The sequence below is a fragment of the Enterococcus ureilyticus genome, assembly GCF_001730315.1.
GTDB lineage: Bacteria > Bacillota > Bacilli > Lactobacillales > Enterococcaceae > Enterococcus_L > Enterococcus_L ureilyticus.
Genome location: NZ_MIKC01000042.1, coordinates 1 through 23,700 on the forward strand (window position 1 = coordinate 1; position 23,700 = coordinate 23,700).

Consider the following 23,700-nt stretch of genomic DNA (forward strand, 5'->3'; position numbering starts at 1 on the left):
CTTCTTTCCCAAATAATTGATAGGAGTGTTTCCAATTGTAAATTAAGGCATTTGATGGGAGTCCGTATTTTTTAGCCAAGGCTCGTCCGCCCAGAGGGCCTTCTAGGTACTCTTTCACTAGCTTTAATTTGAATTCTACCTCATAATAACTCATAAAAAATAACCTCCAAAAATTGTATTTTCCACGTACAACTTTTGGGGGTCACATCATAACTCGTAGAGTTATGACCCAATCACATTTTAAATCAATTTAGATTTAAGAAAATATCAGCCCCTTCCGATACGCAGAACCGTATCATAATTACGGATATTTTTTACTTATTAACCAAAAGTTGATGACTTGTTCGCGAATAAAAGATGGGGTATATCGCAAGTAACTTGATTACTATTCAAAAAGTTTCATACTTAGCTATTTGTTATAGAACTCTGAAACAAGGATAAATAAAGGGCGGAAGTAGAGAGGAAGATAATTGGTGATAAAGAAAAAAACGACAGATTATGGTATGATAACTCCAATGAAGTGAATTTTGGAGGGATTAAATTGAGCGAAGAGTTATATCAAAAAAAATCTCTAGAAAATATGATTACAATTGGAGAATATAAGTACTTAAATATAGGAAACACGACTTTCCAGGACCTAAGCCGATCAAACATCATAAAGAATAAAGTGAAAAAGGAATTTCTAAAAAAGAAACCAGATGGTCTCATTTTATCAGGTATAAAAGAACCCTATCAAATTAAAGCAATTATTGAATATAAAGATCCGAAAGAGCTAAAAACAAACAAACAAAAAACGGATGCGATTAGACAAGTTTCAGAGTATTGTTGGGCGACTCAAACACATCTGGGCGCTATTACAAACGGTTCCTCATTTTATTGGTTTAATATCGCCTCAGAAGATTTAATTCACGATGAAACGTTTAGCTCTGATGTCTATGAGGAACTAAACGTCAACAGAATTATTGATGCGAAGGGTGATGCTATCATTACCGACGATTTTACAAGTGACCGTGCTTCACAATTAACTGTAATTGAGATAATTAAGTCAATTACAGTTGCCTCGTCTGTCTTGGATTCTGAAAAAGTCATGACTGATCCAACGGCATTAGCCAAAAAAGTATGGCAATCTATTTGGCTAGCTACTGGAGATGATCCTAAAAAATGTTTAATGACCTTTACTGAAATATTCATGTACAAGTATCTTAGTGATTTGGAAGTAATCAAAGAGAACGATGAAGGGATTGAAATATCCTTTGAAGATACATACCAAAAAGGTGAGAAACATTGTTTGAAATTTTACCAAAATACGGTTAGAACAAGAATAAAAGAACTATTTCCAGCGGGAGAGGATCATACTTCAATTATCAATGGGCTTAGTTTAAAAGCTGATAATAATCAAGACAAGTTATTTTTTGATATATTAACACAGTTCAGGGCATTTGGAAGTTTGAAGGGCGTTTCTATTGAATTTAAGTCTAGTCTCTTTGAAGAATTTTTAAAAGGCACAAATGGGATAAAACTAATGGCACAATTTTTTACACCAAGAAATATTGTGCGTTCTATTACTGAAATGGCACAAGTAACCAAGCTGACTCAAGATCAGTCTGTATGTGATCCAGCCTGTGGTGTTGGTGGATTTATTCAAGAAACAATGATAAAGCGTGGAATTGAAAATGAGTTCAATTTTGAGAAGGATAATTTTTCTTCTTTATTAAGATACAGCGGCTACGATCTTGATCCTGAAACAATCACTCTTGCAAAAGCTTCATTGACTGTTCTATTATCGAACTATATAGCAGAAGCTAGTGAAATAAATTATTCATTAAAAAAGATATCAAGATACTTAAATGAAGTATTCAAAAGTTTTCATTCAAGTAGTATTGGTTCGTTAAGTAATATTAAGAAAGAATATGATTTAATCCTATCAAATCCACCTTATGTTAGAAAAGGTCTAAGTGTATATCATAGCTATATTCATTCTAATACCTCTTTAAACGAGTATTATAATGTGTCAGCTAGCAGCAAAGAAGGATTATTTTTGGTAAATATTGTAAAATCCTTAAAAAATGGGGGAAAGGCATTTGTGATTTTGCCGGATGGTTTTTTCCATACTAAAAGTGACAGAAACTTGCGAAATTTCGTTATAGAGGAATGTATAATTGACGGGATCATATCGTTACCGTCTAGGACTTTTTATACTACCCCAAAAAAGACCTATATCTTATGTTTAACAAAAAAGAATGCGAAAAGGATCAAGCAAACGAACAAAGTGTTTAATTACATTGTTACGGATGTTGGCGAAAGCTTAGATGCAAATAGAGTGAATACTAGCTTGCATGATTTGAATACTTTGGAAATAGAATATAAAAAGTTTTATTTTGACAAAGACAACTATAAAGCAGATAAGCCACAAATTTTTTTGAAAGATATAAATTATTATAAAGAAAACAACCTGTGGATGTCGGACATGTTGATAAGTAAAGAGATCAGAAAAGAGCTGAATTTGGAAGTTGAAGATGTTGTCACATCTTATGAGGATTTAGAAACAGAATTAGAAGATATCTCAAGTACAATAACCCAAATGCTTGAGGATTTGAAAGCGTTGGATAAAAAAGCAGAACTATTTGAGCATTACAATTTTGTTGATATTTCATTAAATGAGAAGGATTTTGAATTTTCTTCTAAGAATCTCGGATTAAAGCAGAAAGAATATATCCCTATGAGGAGAGAAAATGGAATTCCAGTGTATACTGCGGCTGCTAAACCGGTAGCTTTCTTTGATGCTGTAGAGAGTAAAAAAAGATTTCCAAAAGCGTTATTTGATGCTACTGAAAAAGAGATGTTTATTTCAGTAGCGACAGATGGAGATGGTACTGCAGGAACCAATATTATTTTGCATAAAACGCCATTTTATCTGAATACAAGTAGGTTAGCTTTTAAAGTTTTAAATAAAAATATAAAAACAGAGTATGTTTATTATGCAATAAAAGATATAAAAAAAAGGTTTGGATTTGGGTACACTATCAAATCAAATAGAGACAATCTGATATCTTATATTGAAATTCAGATACCTATTAACGAGGCTGGTGAATACTCTAAAGAAAACCAAACTCAAATCATTAATAATATGAGAGAAAGAGAAACAATATTACTCTCTTTGAACGAGCTGTATGATAAATTTAATCATTTGATCAAATTCGGGAAATTTTCATCAATGAACAATATTTAACAGTTTGAGAAGGTCTATAATCAAACGAAAATACTTTACGAGTATTGATCAATGTTCTGAAAATATTGTGTTAGATTAAGTGTATTACTATTGCGAGTATGAAATACGTGAACTTAGACTGCTGGTAAATCCTATTTTAGGATTAATGCCAGCAGTTTTTCTTAAATATCATCCCCTAACGATACATGGAACTGTATCATAAATAGGGCTAGTATTAAGAATTTTGGAGTAGGAGTTAATAGATGAATGATAGAGAAAAAATTTTAAAAGAGTTTACACGACCTAGAAACTGGAGTATAAGAGATGAAATAGCCAAAATTCAGGTCTTAAAATATAAGGAGAACCTTACAGCAGAGAATCATGTTCAACAAGTTAAAAGATCTATACAAGAGTGGATAATAAAAGAAAAACCGAACAAACTGATGATTGCTGATAATCTTCCGATACTCGTTTCTGATATGAACAAAGAGGAAGTAAAAAAAGAGATCATGAAAAGGTCCGGCGAGAAAGAGAAATATCACTATCTCTGGGTTTCATTTCGAGATAATGGAATGATCGTGACGATTGGAAGAACTTCATTTTCTAAAAAATCTGGTTACGGTGATTTGTTTGATCCGTTTGATATCTTTGGTACTGGAACCCAAAAATTAATAGTAACATTTCTGATTGATTCTGAAGAGGCCAAAAAAGAAATGGAACGAATAAACGCTAAAATGAATTCCTTTACTACGTATGCTTTAATAATTCCTGTAAATTCTGATGAGTCAAAAATTGTCAATAATTTAGAGCGACAGTTAGGTGAATATTTGATAAAGCGATACCCTGTTTTCAATTATTATTCGCATAATTGGTAATCATGCGAATTTTAAAGTACAACGTTATTACATAAAAAGGAACAGAAAGAAAGCCGTTATTATTTATAACCAGCCTCTATCAAAAACGGTAATGTTACGTTCAGTTATAAATGGGGTATTCAGTACTTGGAGAATGTAACATGCTGTTTAATTACTGGCGATGATCAATAAGGGATCTTTGAAGGCACTTGTTTGAGTGTCTTTTTTTATGCTAGAAGAATTTCTACGACTAATTTATTATCAATAATTTTAAAAAAAATAAAATAATTTGACGAAAGCTAAAAATTTCCTATGTTATAATTTTATTGACTCATTTTATAACAAAGAGCATAGTATTTGGTTCTTACTAAATTATTGCTAAAGTAATTAATGTGTTAGAGACCGCTCCGTAACAAGTGATAGTTGAAAATATAGAATAAGGATAAAGTTAGAAATTAAGTAGTACTGGCGAAATTGGATGAACTTTTTTTGGTAAAAATGGAAAAAGAGCGTAGTCAAAAGCTGATACTAGAGCGTAACGAAGTCCTTGAAAAATAAAATCAGATTTTCAACTAAGTAATCGAGTAGAAACCTAAATTTGAAGGTGATAAGTGCATATGAATCCATGGGAAGTTTTAGAGATTGACTATACAACAGATAGTAGAAAAATAAAGAGAGCGTATGCTAAAAAGTTGAAATTGATTTTTCCTGATGAACAACCAGAAGAATTTCAGGCATTAAAACTAGCTTTTGATGCGGCCTTAGCTATAGCTAAAGCATCTGATGATGGGCCTGCTACTATTCTTATAAAAGATGAAAACATCTTAGATTCGGAGGTAGCTCGACAAGATCAAATAGATGATCAAGAGAATGGTAGTATTTTTGATATTCCTTTTTCAACACAGCTACAACGAATCGTTGCGGAAAAAGATTATTTTTATAAGTTAGCATACTGGGAGAAGCTAGTAGAACCGATCAATGAATGGTCTATTGATGAATTTATGGCAAACTCTTATAGCATTCAAGTCTTTCTAGTTGAGCATTTTACAATTATAGCAAAAGAAATTATTCATTTTTTATTTCATACGTTTGACTTATTAGAGCTTCGTGATGAAATTGGACAAGAAAATTATGTATACGGAGACTTTACAGCCTTAAGATATAAAATATATCATGTTCCGCCATTTTCATTTGCAATAGCGCAAGATCTTGATAGAAACAGTCGGGAAGAATATTTCAATTTACGCTATTCTATTTATTGTATGCTTGAAAGTGATGCAGATGTTCATTTAATCGAGAAAAAAATAGACAGAGCGAAGCTCATTTTTTCTAAAGACAGCGATCTGTCAAATTTGTATGTTCTGACTACTTTAAAAATTGATCACGGCAATATCAAAAATCAGGTGATTTTAACAAAAATTGAAAACGCCCTGCTATCCACTGAAGAGGGTCAAAAAAATGAGACAACAGAATTTTTAAGAACGTATATCCAAGCACTAAAGAAAAGTCAAGCTCGTCAAGTAGTTCAAGAAACGATTACCTGGAAGAAGGCGCAATTGATTATTCCTCAACAACTCTATTACTTGTTGGAAGGGTATGTCTTTTTTTTCCAACATAAATACGTAATAGCTTTTGAGATGTGGAAAAAGCTTCCATTACAAGAAATAGTTTATTTGGAAGATTCTTTAAAGGAAATGAAGAAACAGTTATGGCGTACGCATAAACAAGACTATTTGTACCTGCAAAATGAAATGAAAAAGAGGAAACAAAAGGAAGGGAAAAGCAGTGAATCTTCTAAAATAATGTTCTTCTGTTCACTTGTTCTGATCGTTATGTTTTTCATATTTGCTGTATTTAATAATACTGGTCCGAATACCGTACATAGAATTTCAAAAACGAAACTTCTTGAACAGCTATCCAGTTCGCTGGAAGACGAAGAAGATAGTTATGTAGAAAAAGATTTAAACGAAGAATTAATTGAGCGAACATTTATTGAGGCTTTTTACCTATCGAATCAATTAGAGCAGCAAAAACAGTTTCAGATTGACTATATGGAGGAAAATGTATCAATTGAAGCAGCAGCACAGCTAAATGCTCAACCAAAATTTGAACAGGCTGTATTAAGTGATTTTACAATCAAAAAAAATAAATTGACAGAATACACCATCATCTATTATCGTGACGAACCTATCAATCTACTTGGGATAAATGATTACAATCAGAAGATAGACAAAATTTATGGGGAAGGCTGGGAACGAATAGAGCAGTTTACTCCGGTAAATTTTGACGATTTAGATATACCGTTTAGTTCATTAGCTGAAAGATTTATTTACATTTTTTATAGTACAGACAATCAGTTATTAAAAGACATTTTTAAAATTAGTTTCACTTATGATAATTTATTACGAGAACAGATGACTGATTTTGTTCCTGCTAAACCTTATGTGAATAGTTCTATGTCAGATTTCTCTTTTATAACGAAGGAAAAAACGGATAATGATATCTCAGAAATAGTCTATATTCGTTATAAAGATACTCCTTTTTGTACCCTTAGATTTTATCCTGGAGATAATGAACCAAAAATCAATGGATTAGTTGGTGATAGTTGGAATTTCCAAGGTGAAAATTCTTATACGCCTCTTAAAGTGGTTGATTACGAAGAGGCGGTAAAAATTTTTATTCGATATATATTATTTTCAAGTGAAAAACAAGAAAATCTAGCAAAATATGATGAGTATTTTAGCGATAATATCCGCTCATTAGTAAATGATCGCTTATCACTGGATATGTCCAAAGACTTAATCAACACAGATCTCTATATGGATATGGAAAAGAGTAGTGACTTGAAAGCTGATGAGCCAACGTTATTTTTGAGGAACGGCTATGAAGTAAGTCTGGTTTTTACCTTTGACGATCTAGGACGGTTAGACCATGTGTATGGTGATGGCTGGGAAGAGGGGAATAAATTAGAGATAGAAGGGACGTATACGAAATATATTAAAAGTACGCGATTTATATTAGAGCAGTAGAACAATTTTTTGAGACATATTTTACCAGTAGATAAAATGCTCAGCTCTTTTTTATCATAAAAATTGGCGGCGGTACAAAAACAATTCATGCTGTTTTGATTTTATGTCTACCTATTAATTTACGAGTATAACGTTTGGTGAAAACATAATTATCCTTTTTATTTTAGGCTTTATCAGTATTCTAAACTTAAAATAGGAACTAATGTTTATAATGATGCCTCACACGATATAGATGTAATAGGATAGTAGAATGGTTGGACCAATAAAAAAAATTAGATTGCTAAATAGCCCATTGTATCGAAAAAGATACAATGGGCTATTTGCAACATAATTATCCAGTTATCTCAGATAATAGCTGTCTAATAAAATTAAACATTAACCCAAATAAAAACTGAAATAGCAAATGCACTAGCAACTGTAATCACAACAATCCCCCCTTTCAAAAATAGAATATTTCAAACAATTTATATGTAATAATGTGCTATACTTGTACAAAAGGGAGTGGAACTAGAATGAACGTAGAAGAAGCACTTTATTTTTTTAGAAAAAATAAAAATTTAAAGCAAAAAGATGTTCTTACCTATACTGATACCTCCGTCTATTCCAAAATTGAGACCGGCAAAAAGATTTTAAGATTTTCTGAGTTAACAGATATTCTAGAACGTTTCTCTATCCCACTAGAAGAATTTTCAGAATATTTAGAAGACAGTATAGAACAAAAAAAGTTTCGTAAACTATTTAAACAGTGTGGTAATAACCCAACTGATGAATCAAGTAAATATGAGCTACTCAGCTACTATAACCAATTAAGCTTTTCTAAAGAGATGCATCTTAGAGAAATGGCAAATTTTATCGGCATAAAAACGTTATTCTCCAATTATTGGAAAGAAATTTCTCCTGTGAGCCAAGAGGAATTAAACCAAATCTATGATCTTCTAATCAAAAAAGAGTATTTTTTTCAGTATGACTATGCGGTGTTATCCAATACAATTTTTCTATTTAATGATAAACAAATCAAGAGCCTAGCCAAAAAAGTCTTGCCTGTTAAAGATATCGAAATTAGAAATGTTGAAACAACAGAATTCATTAAGAACATGATCAATAATTTAATCACGACGCTGCTACGTAAAAAAGAATATGAAGAAAGCCGTTATTACTTAAAATTAGCCATTACAAAAGAAGGCAGTCTTACATTTGATTATAAATTAGTCATTCAGTATTTAGATAACTTAACGAGCTATTTAATTACTGGCGATGACCGTTATAAAGAAAATATAGTTGACTATATTCATTTATTAACTAAACTTGGAGAGCAGCATTTCGCAAAAAGCATTGAGCGAGAAGTTTACTCTATCATTTCAGAAAGCAAAGATATTCCAATATTTATTCAAGCTGACTTGTAGTTTGAGCATCAGTTATACTTGAAAATAAATTGACAAGTATACGCTCCACTAACATAGTTGCTTTTTGTAATTTTCATTACATGATTAGCATACCATATTATTTGTATTTTTTTTACTCAAATTGTAAATAATGTGCATTTGTATTCGCAATCTGCCTTATTTTTTGTGATTATGTCGATAAGGTATTTAGAAAGGCACTTGTCTAGGTGCTTTTTTTGTTATGGTAATGAAAAATTTTTCTATGATAGTTATTATTTTTCACATAATAGCATGCATTTTAAACGTTATCTCTAATAACTATCTTTATTAAGAAATAATAAAAAGGCATTCTATCAGTTTCAAACAAATACCTCAACAATGAATGGGTAATTTAATTGATCGAGAGAGATTATCAAGTAACGTACTAGTCTATTCAATAATTATCTGTATAAATTCATTAAACTATTGTTTATGCTATTAAAAATAGAATGTCCATCTATCTAATTTCTCAATCAACATAGCTCTTAAAAAGGAACGAATCCTTAATAATACTGTGTTCTTTTATTTTTATACTCACTAGGAGAGATTCCCATTTCTTTTTTAAATACTTTACTAAAATAGTTTCCTGTTGAAAAACCAACTTTTTTTGCGACTATTTCCACCGCTTCATCCGCCCATAATAGCGATAATGAATGAAGGATGCGGACTTTTTTTAAATAGTGGATTGGTGGGGAGCTATAAGCGCCTTCGAATTGTCGAATTAGCTTGTATTTTGATAGCTCATATTTTTCAGATAAAAAATCCAAGCTAATATCTTCAAAATAGTGTTCATCAATATATTTTTTTACAGCTATGATGGTATCTGTTTTTTGTTGGATTTCTTTTTGGATCTCTTCTTTACTATCTAAAAAAAGGGCAAATGCTATTTTGGCATTTTGTGTAACGGTTAATTCTCGTATTTTTAGATCAAGAATAACGCTTCGTAACATTTCAATAAATGAATCAGAGAGTTCAACGATCGCAAGTGATCTATCCAACCATTGGATCATATTTCCTGAAAACTCTACAAATAGAAACTGCCAATCCTCACCGAAGTAGCGAAAATTTCCAGGGATTTTAGCAAAGAAAGCTCTATTTTTTGTTAAGCTAACAGTTTTGTCTCCTATTTGTATAAATCCTTGCCCACTTAATGTTACTTGCAAAACAATTAGTTGTTCTTTTCGAAGACGTGCATCCCAGTCATAATGAATACTTCCTTGTCCGACACCAATGCCTCGGATGAGTGGTAAATGTCGGTCATCGATATAATGGAATTGACGCACAAAATTCTGCAATTTATTACCCTCCTTAAAATAATTTCTTCTTGTTACTTCTGATTATACTCGATATCATGGAGAGAATAAAAGAAGAGGAATGGTAAATATGCCAATTTATTTTGATGCATCACAAAATGTTTTTCACCTGAGCAATAATGAAATTAGTTATATCATTGGTATCGAAAAAGAAAAATATCTTACCCATAGGTATTTTGGTCCTCGTTTAGCAGAGTATCATCAAGTCAATCAGCTGCAAATGATCGATCGCGGCTTTGCCACGAATCCAATCAGTGAAGAACGGACTTTTTCGTTAAATACGCTGCCACTTGAAACGAGTACACAAGGTAGCTTAGATTATCGGGTGAGTAACTATCAGTTTCGGAATCTAGACGGATATTGTATTACCAATCTTGTCTATGATCACTTTGAAATTATAGAAGGCAAACGATCTTTAGAGGGTCTGCCTTCACTAAGGGGAGAACAAGCACAAACCTTAGCGATTTATCTTGTAGACCATATTCAGTTACTTGAAATGGTGTTGTATTATACGATATATGAAGATCTTCCTGTCATTACACGGAGTGTGGGGTATAAAAATAATGGAACACAAGCAGTCTATATAGAAAATGCTGGTTCGATGCTGTTAGATTTTCCTCGTTGTGACTTCGACTTGCTAACACTTAATGGAGCGCATACAAATGAAGCAACAATCCATCGCCAAGCCCTCCATCCTGGTATACAAAAAATCGCATCAACTAGAGGAACAAGTAGTCCGCAACATCATCCGTTCTTGGGGCTTGCTGATCGGTATACGAATGAAGATCAAGGGGACGTTTATGGCTTTCATTTTATTTACAGTGGAAATTTTGTTGCTCAAGCAGAAGTAGAGCAATATGGTAGTACACGGATTCAAATCGGAATTAATCCAGAGAACTTTGAATGGAAATTGTCACCAGGAGCAACATTTCAAACACCAGAAGTTGTATTGAATTTTAGTGGGCAAGGATTTAATCAACTTTCCCAGACATTTCATAAATTATACCAAACCTATTTGATTCCTAAGCAGTGGAAGCAGATGGAACGTCCCATTTTACTTAATTCTTGGGAAGGGAATTATTTTGATTTTACTGAAGAGGATTTGATCCGCCAAGCTCAATTAGCGAGTACTTTAGGGATTGAATTATTTGTTTTAGATGACGGGTGGTTTGGTCAACGTGTAGATGATACAACTTCTTTAGGTGATTGGCATGTGAACGAAGTAAAACTGCCAAATGGGATCGAGCATCTTGCAGATGTTATTCACCAACAAAAGATGAAATTTGGTTTATGGTTTGAGCCAGAAATGATTTCTGTAAAAAGTCGCTTGTTTGAGAAACATCCAGAATGGAGTTTACAGGTTCCAAATTATCCTCAAACACAAGGGCGACAACAGCTAGTCTTAAACTTAAGTTTGCCAGAAGTTCAAGATCACCTTATTAACATGCTGACAGCCTATCTTTCTTCAAATAAAATTGATTATATAAAATGGGACATGAATCGACATTTAACGGAAGTGAGCAGTTTTCTTTTACCAAATGACCAACAAAAGGAAGTGAGCCATCGTTATGTTCTAGGGCTTTATCGGATTTTATCTGAAGTGACAGAACAATTTCCCCAAGTCCTTTTTGAAAATTGCTCTAGTGGTGGCGGTCGATTTGACCCAGGCATGGTTGCCTATATGCCACAAACTTGGGCAAGCGATAACACAGACGCATTATGTCGCTCGAAAATTCAATACGGCTATAGCTATCTGTATCCGCCAATTATGATGGGGGCTCATGTTTCAGATAGTCCTAATCATCAGGTAGGTCGAAACACCCCCTTGGAAAGTCGCTTTTTAATTGCAATGAGTGGAAACTTTGGCTATGAATTAGCGATAGAAAAACAATCGCCACAAGACCTAGAAATGATAAAAGAGCAAATTGTATTTTATAAAAAGCATCGTAGGCTATTACAGTTTGGGCAATTTTATCGTTTAAAAGAACTTGATGCGGCGTGCTCCACTGCTTGGCTATTCAAAAACGAAACAGAAGCGCTACTTGTCTATTCCAATGGACTCGCTCAAGCAGCACAAACGATTCAGTATTTAAAAACAAAATATCTTGAGGAATCGGCTCTTTATAAGGATATGCGTACAGGGGAAATATACAGCGGTAGTGAATTAAATCATGCCGGTATTCTTGTTCCAAGGATCAAAGGGGATTTCAATTGTTTTTATATTCATTGGACGGTCATTGGGTAAACGATACATTAAAAAGCCTCCCTACGGCGATTCGCCGTAGGGAGGCTTTTTGTTAATTTAATAAAACAGCATAGGCTTCGAAAGGAAGAAGCGTTTGACTGATCTCTTTTTCATAAGTATGAATCAAGATTTCTTTGATTTGGTGTGTTGCCTCCAATAAGAATTGAGCTGGCTTATTGGAAAAATTGACAACAACTAATAATTGCTCGCCTTCGTGCTTACGGATATAGGCCAAAACTGCTGCATCTTCTGTTTGAATATGCTCAAATGTTCCTTCTGTAATCACGGGTAATTGTTTTCGGAACTGAATCAATTTTTTGTACGTATAAAATAAGGAGTCTGGGTCGTTTAAAGCAGCGGCTACATTGATCTCACTTGAATCTCCTGCAGGTAGCCAAGGAATCCCAGTTGTAAAGCCCGCTTGTTTAGAATCATCCCACTGCATTGGATGGCGTGCATTATCCCGTCCTTTGGCATTGATAGAGGCAATGATTTCTTCTTCTGTATAGCCCAAAGAGATGCGTTCATCATACATTCTACGACTTTCAATATCATCGACCTCATCAATAGATTTAATTGGATAATTGATCATCCCAATTTCTTCACCTTGGTAAATATAAGGTGTTCCTTGAAGAAAATAAAGATAGATTGCCAACATTTTCCCACTAAGTACCCTAAACTCTTGATCATCGCCCCAACGAGAAATGATTCGTGGTAAATCGTGATTATTCCAAAACAGGGAGTTCCAGCCTTTTCCAGTTAATTCAGTTTGCCATTTAGAAAAAACGTGATGTAGTTCTTTTGGATCAAGTTTTTTTAGATCCCACTTTCGTTTGCCTGGTTGTTTATCCAAATTGATATGCTCAAATTGGAAAACCATCGACAATTCATCTCTACTCTCATCTGAATAAAGTTGAGCAATTTCGGGTGTTGCGCCCCAAGTTTCGCCAACCGTGACCAAATCATATTCACCAAAGGTATTTTGATTCATTTCCTGTAATAGCTCATGGAGTTTTGGCCCATTTTTAGTAATTAATTGGTCGGGTTCTTTTCCGATTAAATCAATAACATCTAGACGGAATCCGCCTACTCCTTTTTCGATCCAGTAATTCATCATACGATAAATTTCGTAGCGCATCGTTTTATTTTCCCAATTTAAGTCAGGCTGCTCTTTGGCGTGTAAGTGAAGATAATACTCTCCAAGTTCTGGAACTAATGTCCAGGCAGAACCGCCAAAATTTGACTGCAGGGTGTTCGGCGGTCGTCCGTCAACGTCCTTTCTCCAAACGTAAAAATCATGAAACTCACTCTTTGAATCATGAAGCGCAGATTGAAACCATGGATGTTCAGAGGACGTATGATTGACGACTAAGTCCATGATGATCTTGATATTCCTCTTTTTCGCTTCTTCAATTAGTGTGTCCATATCCTTCATTGTTCCATATTCTGGATCGATCGCTTGATAATCACTGATATCATAGCCATTATCTTCATTAGGGGATTGATACACAGGACTTAACCAAATTGCTTCTATCCCTAGAAAAGCAAGATAATCTAGACGTTGAATAATTCCAGGAAGATCCCCGATACCATCTGCATTCGTATCTTGAAAGCTACGTGGATAGACTTGATAGATTGTTGCCTTTTTCCACCAATTAGTTTTCATAGCGCACACTCAAAGCTAGTAGATCTTGGTTTTCATCTACACTTAATGTGTCAATTACTTCAACGGCTTCATAGTCGTTCGTATTCGTAACGATCATCATCACCGTTGGATCAAAGCCAGCTTGTTTGACAGCGTCTAAATCAACTGTGCCTAAGAGATCGCCTTTTTTCACTAAGTCTCCGTATTTTTTAGTCGTTTCAAAGAATTCTCCATTTAATTTTACCGTATCGATCCCAATATGGATCAGGACTTCTGCACCATGGGTTGTTTTTAATCCATACGCATGTTTTGAATCGTATACGACCGTTAATTCCCCATCGGCTGGGGCGTAAATAATCCCTTTTTCTGGAATTACCGCAATGCCTTTCCCCATCATTTCTTGTGCAAAGACAGGATCGTTGACTTCTTTTAAAGCAATAGGTGTGCCTTTGACTGGTGCAGCTAAGATTTCATCTTGAACCGCGATCACTTCCGCTTCAGGATCTTCATTGATTGCAACCGCAACTTCACCTGCACTAGTGTCATCATCTGCAAATACAGCCATATGACGTTTACCATAAGCATATGTCGTAACGAAACCAACTAAAATGCTGATGACGATCCCAATCATGAAATAAGGAATTGATTTTGGTGCGATTGAAATGAATCCGATCACACTTGCAGGGCCCATTGCAACGGATAAAACATGAAATGCACCGATAAATACACAAGCAACTGCTGAAGCGATCATTCCACAGATAAATGGAAATTTAAGTTTTAAATTGACCCCGAAAATTGCTGGTTCCGTAATTCCTAGCATCGCTGAAATACTTGCTGAGGTCGCTAAGCTTTTTTGTTTTTTATTTTTAGTTAGTAACATAATAGCAAGTGTTGCTGCACCTTGACCAACGTTTGCCATAGAAGCGACTGGGAAAATGAAGGAACCGCCAGTACGTGCTACATCTGCTAACAAGGTGGTCTCGATTGCTGGAAAACTTTGATGTAGACCTGTGATAACAATAGGGGAATAAAATAGTCCGAATACACCTAAACCAATTGCGCCTGTTGTATTATACAACCAAACAAGTCCATCAGTTAAACCATCTGAAACGATTCTCATAACAGGTCCTACAACGATAAATGTCAAAAATCCAGTAATAATGATGGCTAACATTGGGGTGAAAGTAAAATCAAATGCATTTGGAATGCGCTTGTGGAAGAATTTTTCTAAAGTTGCCAAAATCCAAGCAACCACTAATACTGGCAATACAGAACCTTGATAACCGGCTTGGGCAACATTCATCCCAAAGACATGCCAATAATTCATACTTCCTTCTGCAATCGCATTAGCCACGCCATATCCATTGACCAAATCGGGCATAACCATCGCCATTCCAATGGCAGCACCTAGATAAGGATTACCACCAAAGCGTTTGGTTGCAGAAAATCCAACTAAGATAGGTAAAAAGGCAAAAGGAGCAGAGGCCAACAAATTAATGATGCTAGCAACATCCGTTACAGCTGGAAACATTTCTACAACGGATTGAGGACCAAATAAATGTTGTGCAGTTAACACATTATTCAAGGCCATCAATAAACCACCCGCAACTAAAGCAGGAACAATCGGAACAAAAATATCAGATAATACTTTAATAAAGGCCATAATTGGATTGTTCTTCTTACCGTTTGCCGCGACTGCTTTCAAATCAGCGGTGGATGCTTCTTTGACATTGGTTATTTTTATCAGTTCATCATAGACATTGTTGACATCACCAGCTCCAATAATGATTTGAAACTGGTCATTGGCTTCAAAGGTTCCTTTAACAGCATCATTGTTGTCTAAAGCTTTCTGATCCACCTTGCTTGAATCTTTTAGAACTAACCTTAGTCGTGTCGCACAATGCGCTGCTGCTTGAATATTATCTTCGCCGAGTGCTTGATTGATTTCCTCTGCCACTTTTTTGTAATCCATTCTCGTTCCTCCTAAATGTCATTTAAACGATCTCAATAGAAGTTGTTATCTTGTATATGAAAACTAGAAATGAAATCGCTTTTTCACATCCAAAGTATACCATTTTTCATAAAAATGTCAAACGTATGACAATTAATAAAATAGATTTTAAAAGGTGTTTATATAATTAGGGATTGAAATTGATTAACGTTTGACAATAATTGCCTTTAAAGTTAAACTATATGCAAGAATACGCTTACGAGGAGAGTATATATGTCTGTAAAAAAAGTTTGGACGAAAGAAGAACGTTATCGTCCATATCAAGAATGGGATAAAACGCATCTTGCTTTATTAAAAGAGAAAATCGCCAATTCTAAATGGCGTTTAGGGTACCATATTCAACCAAATACTGGCTTACTAAATGATCCAAATGGTTTTTCATTTTTTAATGATCAATGGCATGTTTTTTATCAATCCTATCCAATGGGAGCTGTTCATGGATTAAAATCTTGGTATCATCTGACATCTGATAATTTAGTGGACTGGAAAGAAGAAGGAACAAAAGTATTTCCAGATAGTTTGTACGATAGTCATGGCGTCTATTCAGGAACCGCTTTGCCTGTTTCGGATCAATTGTTTCTTGCTTATACAGGAAATGTTCGTGATGATAATTGGGTTCGTCATTCCTACCAGTTAGGTGCCTGGATGGATGAATCTGGAACGGTTCAAAAAATCGAGACGCCATTGATCGCTGCACCGCCGAAAGGATATACATCAGAATTTAGAGATCCCCAAGTCTTTCGCTATAATGATCGTTACTTGATGGTCATAGGTGCTCAAGATGAGACAGAAAAAGGAAAGATTCTTACTTATCAAAGTTCTGATTTGCTTACATGGCAGTGCAAGGGTGAATTGGAGTTTACCGATAAAGAAATGGGCTTTATGATTGAATGCCCTAATTTACTAGTAACAGAAGACGCGGCTTTACTTATCTTTTGTCCTCAAGGGTTAGAACCAGATATCTGTTCTTATGGAAATATTTATCCTAATACGTATGTCATCGGGGATTCTTACGACAGTGAAGCGAATTGTTTGATTCAGCCTACTGTATTAAAAAATCTGGATGAAGGGTTTGATGTATACGCTACTCAAGCCTTTCAAGCACCAGATAACCGTTTATTATCTATTAGTTGGGTGGGATTACCAGAAATTGATTATCCAACCGATCAAGAAGAATGGGCCCATTGTCTAAGTAGTGTAAAAGAGCTGTTTATAAAAGACAAAAAATTGTATCAACGCCCTGTCGCAGAAATGAAGCAATTACGCATAGGTGAAGCGATTGAGTTGAACAAAGATTCCGATTCTTTTTTTGAAACAGAGACAAATCAGTATGAGATCAGGCTGTCATTTGACCCACTTTCCAGTGGAACGCTTACTTTATTTACGAATAAAGAACAAAATGAGGGATTAACGATTAATTTTGATTCGCAACATGGTAAAATAATGATAGACCGTAGTCAAGCTGGTACTGTTTTTGGAAAAGAATATGGATTTGTTCGATCGTTTTCGGTTGAACAAAAACCATTAGACCTACAAATTTTTGTAGATTCATCGATTGTTGAAGTCTTCATCAACGAAGGTGAAAAAGTGGCAACCATGCGAGTATTTCCAGAAACACATCAGACAGGAGTCCATCTAGAGTGTGATGGGGGCTATCAAGGGAAATTATGGCAACTGCGGAAAACTAACCAATAAAGGATGAACGGACATGGTCATCAAACTAACGGATGTAGCCAAAAAGGCTGGCGTCTCGCCCACTACTGTTTCTCGTGTGATTAATAATTACGGCTCCTTAAGTCAAAAAACCATTGATAAAGTAAATTTGGCGATGAAAGAGCTGAATTATCAACCGAATTCTTTAGCTCGTTCCTTACAAGGAAAAAATACACAATTGATCGGACTGATTTTTCCAACCGTTGCCAATCCTTTTTTTGGGGAGCTTGTTGAAAGGATCGAAGGGAAACTATTTGATTTAGGCTACCGTGTTATTTTGTGTGATAGTGCCAATAATAAAGAAAAAGAGCGTCATTATATTAATATGCTTGCGGCCAATAAAGTAGATGGAATCATAGCCGGTGCTCATAACCTAGGAATCACAGAATATGAAGATATCGAGCTGCCGATTGTTTCTTTTGACCGTTATTTAGCTGACAATATTCCAATTATTGGCAGTGATAATTTTCAAGGGGGCTATTTAGCTACTGAAACATTATTTGTCAAAGGTGCACGAAAAATTGCGATTCTCACAGGATCACAAGAATCAAACTCGCCTACAAATTTTCGTTTAAACGGGTATTTAAGTTTTCTAGAGAAGCACGAATTAACACCAAAAATGTTTCAGATTCAAACAACGGCTAGATCAACAACCTTGAAAAATTTAGAGATCAAACATATTTTAGAAACAGAAGAAATTGACAGCTTGTTTTGTACGGATGATTTAACGGCTATCCTTGTCTATAATCAATGCCAGCAATTGAAGATAAAAGTTCCTGAACAAATCAAGATCATTGGGTATGATGGAACAAAATTCGTTCAAAATTATTTTCCACAACTTTCGACGATTGCTCAACCAATGGCTGACTATGCAGAAATTTTAGTGGACTTATTGCTACAAAGAATCCAAAATCCAGAAAAAAAACTTGAAAAAAATTACCTATTACCGGTAAAACTAATTCAAGGTCAAACAACATAATCTTTAAAAGGAGTGAACAATATGTTATACGGTGCGATCGAAGCTGGAGGCACGAAATTTGTTTGTGCAGTAGGAAATGAAAACTTAGAAATAATTGAGCGTGTATCGTTTCCTACAGAAACACCTGAAAAAACCATGCGCTCTGTGATTGATTTTTTCAAAAAATTTGAAACACTTTCAACTATTGGAGTCGGATCATTTGGCCCAATCGATGTTAAACGGGAGTCCGAAACCTATGGCTATATCACCTCTACACCTAAACTTGCCTGGGAAAATTTTGATTTTGTTGGACATTTAAAAGAACAGTTGAATAATATTTCTGTTGCTTGGACAACGGATGTAAATGCTGCTTGCTATGGCGAATATATTGCGGGATGCGGTAAAGGATTATCAAGTGTAGTCTATTATACTATCGGAACTGGCGTTGGTGGCGGTGCTTTAGTAGACGGTCAATTTGTTGAAGGATTTAGTCATCCGGAAATGGGACACGCCATGGTTCGACGTCATCCTGATGATACATTTATCGGTAATTGTCCGTATCATACAGACTGCTTGGAAGGATTAGCTGCAGGTCCCGCTATCGAAAAACGAACTGGAACCAAAGGACAAGATCTACCGCCAGAAGACCCATCATGGGATATTGAGGCATACTATATTGCGCAATGCGCTTACAATACCACTTTGCTCTTTTCGCCTCAGGTCATTATCTTTGGTGGCGGTGTGATGAAGCAAGAACAATTAAGAAAAAAAGTCCAAGAACAATTCGCCAAGTTGATCAATGATTATGTGAAATACCCTGATTTGTCGACCTATATTGTTACTCCTCAATTAGAGGACAACGCAGGTGTAATCGGGTGTCTCGCTTTAGCGAAGGATTTGTATTTGCAAGCGTAGCTAAGGATAGTGAATAATAACCGATGTTGTAAAAAAGAAACCACTATAAATTCTCTTTCAAAGACCAGACATTCTAATCGGTGACTGGTCTTTTTTACGTAAGATTGATTGGAGAGTGCAAGATGAACTGTAAAGGAAGCTTATTTAAAGCGAGCTACTTATACAAGGCATTTTGCTTTTTTTTATTTACTATTTAGTGCTGAACATAATTGAAACATGTACTTTTTCTAAATCTAATTTATGATGTGATTACGGATAGTCGGAGGTGATTGCACATATGGGAAAAATAAATACAAATTAGGCAGGCAACATAATCATACCAACGAATCGATCGCTTATATTTTCTATAGAACAGCAGCGTTTAGAACGAAACAGTACAAGAAATTGCAACAAGTTCTTGAAAGGATTTGTGATGTAAAAAAGGAAGCGGTACCGATATAATCGAAAGTGTAAAGAATGATAGCGCTTGCATTTGAGTTTCAGAAATGACATAGCACAAGAATGGAGGGGGAATATGAAATTGACGCAAAGACAGTCACTTTTAGCCTCAATACTTATAAAACAGAATGGCTTTCAAACAGTTAAGCACTATGCAAAAAAGTTAAACATTTCTGAAAGAACAGTTCATTCTGATTTAAAGAGTGTAGAGAAATACCTTTTACAAGAAGGTTATCAGGTGGAGAGAAAACCTGGTATAGGGATTCGGGTAAAAAGAAGCATTGGAAGTCCACCGAAAACGAATGAACTACCAGAACAAAATATATACTCTACGAATGGTAGACGGGAAAAAATTATTCAATTACTTTTATTTGAAAATCGAACAGTGACCTTTGAATTATTATCGGAGATGTTTTTGATCAGCAGGACATCTATCAATAATGACCTTAAGTTTATAAAAAAAATATTAACGTTAGGAAACACAGTAAAAATTATTAGCGATTCTCAAGGAACTAGGATATCAGGGCAAGAAAAGGAGTTACAAAAGGCATATCTAGCGTTTAATCAGTACCTAACTGAGGAAAAAAACAACATATTTGAACCAGATGACGAAAAAAAAGAAGCATTGCTTAGTCAGTATTACGGGGAAGATATTGTTCGGGTGTGTACAAGAGTTCTTTACGGATATATCAAAAAAGATGTAACCGTAATAGCAGAACATTATGTATCAAACGTATTGAATATGATGATTATTTTGGTCTACCGGGTCAGGAATAACCATCATGTTGAAGGACTGGGTGAGGTAGAGAATAAAAAGGAGCGTGTCTTTTTTGAAAAAAGTGCGCAAGAGATGCTGAATACAATATCCTTGCGCTTAAACCTTCAATTTACTCGCAATGATATTGAATACTTATCAACGTATCTAATTTCAAATCGTTTTGAACCTTTGCCGACGAAAAAAAAATATCATAAGGTTGTTTCCAATATTATTGAAAAAGTGAGCAATTCGCTCAAAATGGATTTCACAGAAGATCAAAAATTAAAGGACCAATTAATGCTACACATCCCGCCGATGATTTATCGATTACGAGAAGGGGTTCAAACCACTAATCCTTTTATTGATCAAATAAAGAATGAGTTTACTATCGTATTTAACTTAATCTGGGTTATTTTAAGTGAATATGAAGAGGCGCTTGAAGTGATTTTTAATGAAGATGAAATAGGATTTTTAACGATTTATTTTCAATCAGCAATGGAGCGGGCGAAATTAAGTAAAAAAATTTTAATCGTCTGCCCAACTGGTATTGCAACCTCAGAGCTACTCTTGAATCGAATCAAAAATGTTCTGCCGTCTTTTGATATGTTAGAAGTAGCGTCAATTAAAGAGGTTGCTGCAATCGATTTAGAGCAAATCGATTTCGTCATCTCTACAGTCCAGCTAAATCTAGTGAATAAAAAGGTAATTGTTGTTTCACCGCTGTTAAGTGATCAAGATATAAAAAATATTTCTGCCGCTTATAATGAACAATTTATGTTCTCAAAGGAATTTGCTGACGAGACACAGAATAAATTAAGTAATCTTAGTCCGTATGTATCAGAAGAATTTATCTTTTGGAATGAGAATTTCAAGTCAAAAAGTGAATTACTCAATGAGATTGGGAACCGACTTCAAAAAGCCAAGGTCGTAACAGACAAATTCATTGAGAGTATGATGAGCCGGGAACGACTGGGGGGAACAGACCTAGTGACTGGAGCAGCTATTCCTCATGGAAATCCCAAATATGTTAAGAGAACGGTTGTTGCTATTGTAAAAAATAACAAGTACATCAAATGGAATGAATCTTCTGTAAAAACCGTGATGATTGTGTGTATTGCTGAAAAGGACACCCAAAAAATTAAAGGAATATTATCTGATATCTACCAAATAGTAGAAAGTAAAGAAAGACTGAATCAGTTTACAGAATCCCCAACAAAAGAAGCGTTAAGACGAAAGATAGGATGTGAGACTCTTGAATAATCGTGCAAGTGATGTAATTAAGAAAGACATGATTTTATTACAGACAAAGTTTCAAATGAAGGATGAAGTATTACACGCATTAGTTCAAAAAGCTGGTGAAGCGGGATTGATTTCAGATGAAACTCTTTTTCTGAATGCAGTATTGAATCGTGAGGCAGAAGTACCTACTGCAATTGGGTATCAAATTGCTATTCCTCATGGGAAAAGTGAGGTAGTGAAAACACCTTTTATTGGTTTCTTACAAACAGAAGAGGAATTTATTTGGACAAAAGGGCATGAGGAGCAGGTAAAACTTGTCTTTTTAATCGGTATACCAGCTGAAAATGAGAATAATATTCATTTGAAATTTATCTCACAACTTAGTAAAAAGCTATTAGATGAAGAGTTCAGAAATCAATTAATCGAAGAAAAAAATCAAGAGAAGGTCTTTAAGCTACTACGTTCGATCAATGTAGTAAGCTGAAAATGAATAGGAGGAAGCAAAATGAAAATCGTAGCAGTAACGGCATGTCCAACAGGAGTAGCCCACACATATATGGCCCAAGAAGCAATTGAAAAAGAGTGTAAAAAAAGAGGATACGATGTACAAGTGGAGACACAAGGTAGTATGGGGATTGAAAATGAATTAGAACAAGAAACAGTAGACAAGGCAGATGTTGTGATTTTAGCAGTTGCAATAGGAATTGAGGGCGAAGAACGCTTCGATGAAAAAACAGATGAAGGAAAGGTACTGCAAATCGATCCGTCAGATGCAATCAAGCATCCTGTTGAGGTGTTAGACAACGCTGAAAAAATAGTTGAAACAACTGAATAAATCAAAAATAGAGGAGAGGACTCAAAATGAAAAAGGAGAACAAGTTTTTTAAAGATTTGCAAAAAGCCTTTAATACGGGAGTATCGTTTATGTTGCCTGCAGTTGTCGTTGGAGGGATTTTCTTAGCAGTCGCTTTGGCTACAGGAAAAGCGACAGACTCAGGAATGGAGATCACTAATCCCTTCATGCAAAATCTAAATGATTTGGGTGCTGCGGGTTTCGCTATGATGATTCCACTACTTTCGGGCTATATTGCCAATTCGCTGGCTGGCAAACCAGCCTTAGCACCTGCAATGATTTTAGGATTTGTTGCTAATAATCCTATCGGAGAAGGTCAAGTAAAGACCGGTTTCTTGGGTGCTATGATCATGGGGGTAGCAGTTGGTTATTTTGTCCGCTGGTGTAAAACATGGAAAGTTCCGACAACAATTCGAACAATTATGCCGATTTTAATTGTGCCAGTTTTAACGACATTTGTCTTAGGAATGATTTATATCTACATCATTGCAGTACCAATTGGTGCAGGAATGGATTGGTTAGTCAAAGTCTTAGGAGAAATGCAAGGGGGCAGTGCCATTGTTCTAGGGTTGATCATCGGTGCCATGACAGCAATAGATATGGGCGGCCCAATCAACAAAACAGCGACAGCTTTTACTTTAGCCTTAATGTCAGAAGGGATTTATGGACCAAATGGCGCACATAGAATTGCGGTAGCGATTCCTCCGCTAGCAATGGCGATTTCTACCTTTATTGACCGTAAAAAATATACTGCAGAAGATAAAGACCTTGGGATTTCTGCGTTTTTTATGGGACTGATTGGGATTACAGAAGGGGCGATTCCTTTTGCCGTAAAGGATATAAAACGAGTATTACCAGCGATTATTATTGGTAGCGCCGTTGGTGGTGCATTGGGTATGGCAAATGGTGTCGAGGCGCTGGTGCCTCATGGCGGATTGATTATTTTACCAGTTGTTAACGGAAAACTTTGGTACGTTTTATCAATGCTGATCGGTACCTTGATATCTGTGGCAATTCTACATTTTACAAAACCGAATTTGGATGAAGAAGACAAGATAAAAACAGAAAAATAGTTCGAACTAGAAAAAACGAATAGGAGAT

The 23,700-nt window shown here is 35.2% G+C and carries 15 protein-coding genes; 12 read left to right on the forward strand and 3 right to left on the reverse strand.

Annotated features, from left to right (window positions below; genetic code table 11):
• Nucleotides 1–541: 541 nt before the first annotated feature.
• From BCR24_RS15650 to BCR24_RS15665, 4 genes are all read left to right on the forward strand, one after another.
• Nucleotides 542–3,229: an N-6 DNA methylase gene (locus tag BCR24_RS15650; RefSeq protein WP_069641436.1), complete on the forward strand. Its 2,688-nt coding sequence runs from the start codon at nucleotides 542–544 to the stop codon at nucleotides 3,227–3,229.
• 242 nt (nucleotides 3,230–3,471) lie between these two features.
• On the forward strand, nucleotides 3,472–4,083 hold the full coding sequence (locus tag BCR24_RS15655) for a hypothetical protein (RefSeq protein ID WP_069641437.1): 612 nt from the start codon (nucleotides 3,472–3,474) through the stop codon (nucleotides 4,081–4,083).
• A 596-nt stretch (nucleotides 4,084–4,679) separates the two neighbouring features.
• Complete coding sequence (locus BCR24_RS15660; RefSeq protein ID WP_069641438.1) at nucleotides 4,680–7,091, forward strand: hypothetical protein; 2,412 nt, start codon at nucleotides 4,680–4,682, stop codon at nucleotides 7,089–7,091.
• Between the two features lie 512 nt (nucleotides 7,092–7,603).
• Complete coding sequence (locus BCR24_RS15665) at nucleotides 7,604–8,494, forward strand: helix-turn-helix domain-containing protein (protein ID WP_069641439.1); 891 nt, start codon at nucleotides 7,604–7,606, stop codon at nucleotides 8,492–8,494.
• Between the two features lie 521 nt (nucleotides 8,495–9,015).
• Here the strand turns inward: BCR24_RS15665 and BCR24_RS15670 are convergent.
• Nucleotides 9,016–9,807 (reverse strand): helix-turn-helix domain-containing protein, encoded by a 792-nt coding sequence (locus BCR24_RS15670; RefSeq protein ID WP_069641440.1) that lies wholly within the window; start codon nucleotides 9,805–9,807, stop codon nucleotides 9,016–9,018.
• A gap of 88 nt (nucleotides 9,808–9,895) precedes the next feature.
• Between BCR24_RS15670 and BCR24_RS15675 the strand changes: the two genes are divergently transcribed.
• On the forward strand, nucleotides 9,896–12,070 hold the full coding sequence (locus BCR24_RS15675) for an alpha-galactosidase (RefSeq protein ID WP_069641441.1): 2,175 nt from the start codon (nucleotides 9,896–9,898) through the stop codon (nucleotides 12,068–12,070).
• A 52-nt stretch (nucleotides 12,071–12,122) separates the two neighbouring features.
• On the opposite strand, the gene BCR24_RS15680 is transcribed toward BCR24_RS15675, so the two are convergent.
• Both BCR24_RS15680 and BCR24_RS15685 read right to left on the reverse strand, forming a co-directional pair.
• Nucleotides 12,123–13,736: a glycoside hydrolase family 13 protein gene (locus tag BCR24_RS15680; protein ID WP_069641442.1), complete on the reverse strand. Its 1,614-nt coding sequence runs from the start codon at nucleotides 13,734–13,736 to the stop codon at nucleotides 12,123–12,125.
• Nucleotides 13,726–15,687 (reverse strand): sucrose-specific PTS transporter subunit IIBC, encoded by a 1,962-nt coding sequence (locus BCR24_RS15685; RefSeq protein ID WP_069641443.1) that lies wholly within the window; start codon nucleotides 15,685–15,687, stop codon nucleotides 13,726–13,728. The genes BCR24_RS15680 and BCR24_RS15685 overlap by 11 nt, the downstream gene beginning before the upstream one ends.
• 252 nt (nucleotides 15,688–15,939) lie before the next feature.
• On the opposite strand from BCR24_RS15685, the gene BCR24_RS15690 reads away from it, so the two are divergent.
• The 7 genes from BCR24_RS15690 (at nucleotide 15,940) to BCR24_RS15720 (ending at nucleotide 23,672) form a co-directional block, all read left to right on the forward strand.
• Nucleotides 15,940–17,421, forward strand: a complete 1,482-nt coding sequence (locus BCR24_RS15690) for a sucrose-6-phosphate hydrolase (protein WP_069641444.1) — start codon at nucleotides 15,940–15,942, stop codon at nucleotides 17,419–17,421.
• Between the two features lie 13 nt (nucleotides 17,422–17,434).
• Nucleotides 17,435–18,418 carry a LacI family DNA-binding transcriptional regulator gene (locus BCR24_RS15695; RefSeq protein ID WP_069641445.1) on the forward strand — a complete coding sequence of 328 codons (984 nt, stop codon included), beginning with the start codon at nucleotides 17,435–17,437 and terminating at the stop codon, nucleotides 18,416–18,418.
• Nucleotides 18,419–18,439: 21 nt separating this feature from the next.
• Nucleotides 18,440–19,312 (forward strand): ROK family protein, encoded by an 873-nt coding sequence (locus BCR24_RS15700; RefSeq protein WP_069641446.1) that lies wholly within the window; start codon nucleotides 18,440–18,442, stop codon nucleotides 19,310–19,312.
• Between the two features lie 514 nt (nucleotides 19,313–19,826).
• Nucleotides 19,827–21,767 carry a BglG family transcription antiterminator gene (locus tag BCR24_RS15705; RefSeq protein WP_069641447.1) on the forward strand — a complete coding sequence of 647 codons (1,941 nt, stop codon included), beginning with the start codon at nucleotides 19,827–19,829 and terminating at the stop codon, nucleotides 21,765–21,767.
• Nucleotides 21,751–22,230, forward strand: coding sequence for a PTS sugar transporter subunit IIA (locus BCR24_RS15710; RefSeq protein WP_338064540.1), 480 nt, complete (start codon nucleotides 21,751–21,753; stop codon nucleotides 22,228–22,230). Before BCR24_RS15705 ends, BCR24_RS15710 begins: the two co-directional genes overlap by 17 nt.
• A 21-nt stretch (nucleotides 22,231–22,251) precedes the next feature.
• Nucleotides 22,252–22,581, forward strand: a complete 330-nt coding sequence (locus BCR24_RS15715) for a PTS fructose transporter subunit IIB (protein WP_069641448.1) — start codon at nucleotides 22,252–22,254, stop codon at nucleotides 22,579–22,581.
• Between the two features lie 26 nt (nucleotides 22,582–22,607).
• Complete coding sequence (locus BCR24_RS15720; RefSeq protein ID WP_069641449.1) at nucleotides 22,608–23,672, forward strand: PTS fructose transporter subunit IIC; 1,065 nt, start codon at nucleotides 22,608–22,610, stop codon at nucleotides 23,670–23,672.
• Nucleotides 23,673–23,700: the final 28 nt, after the last annotated feature.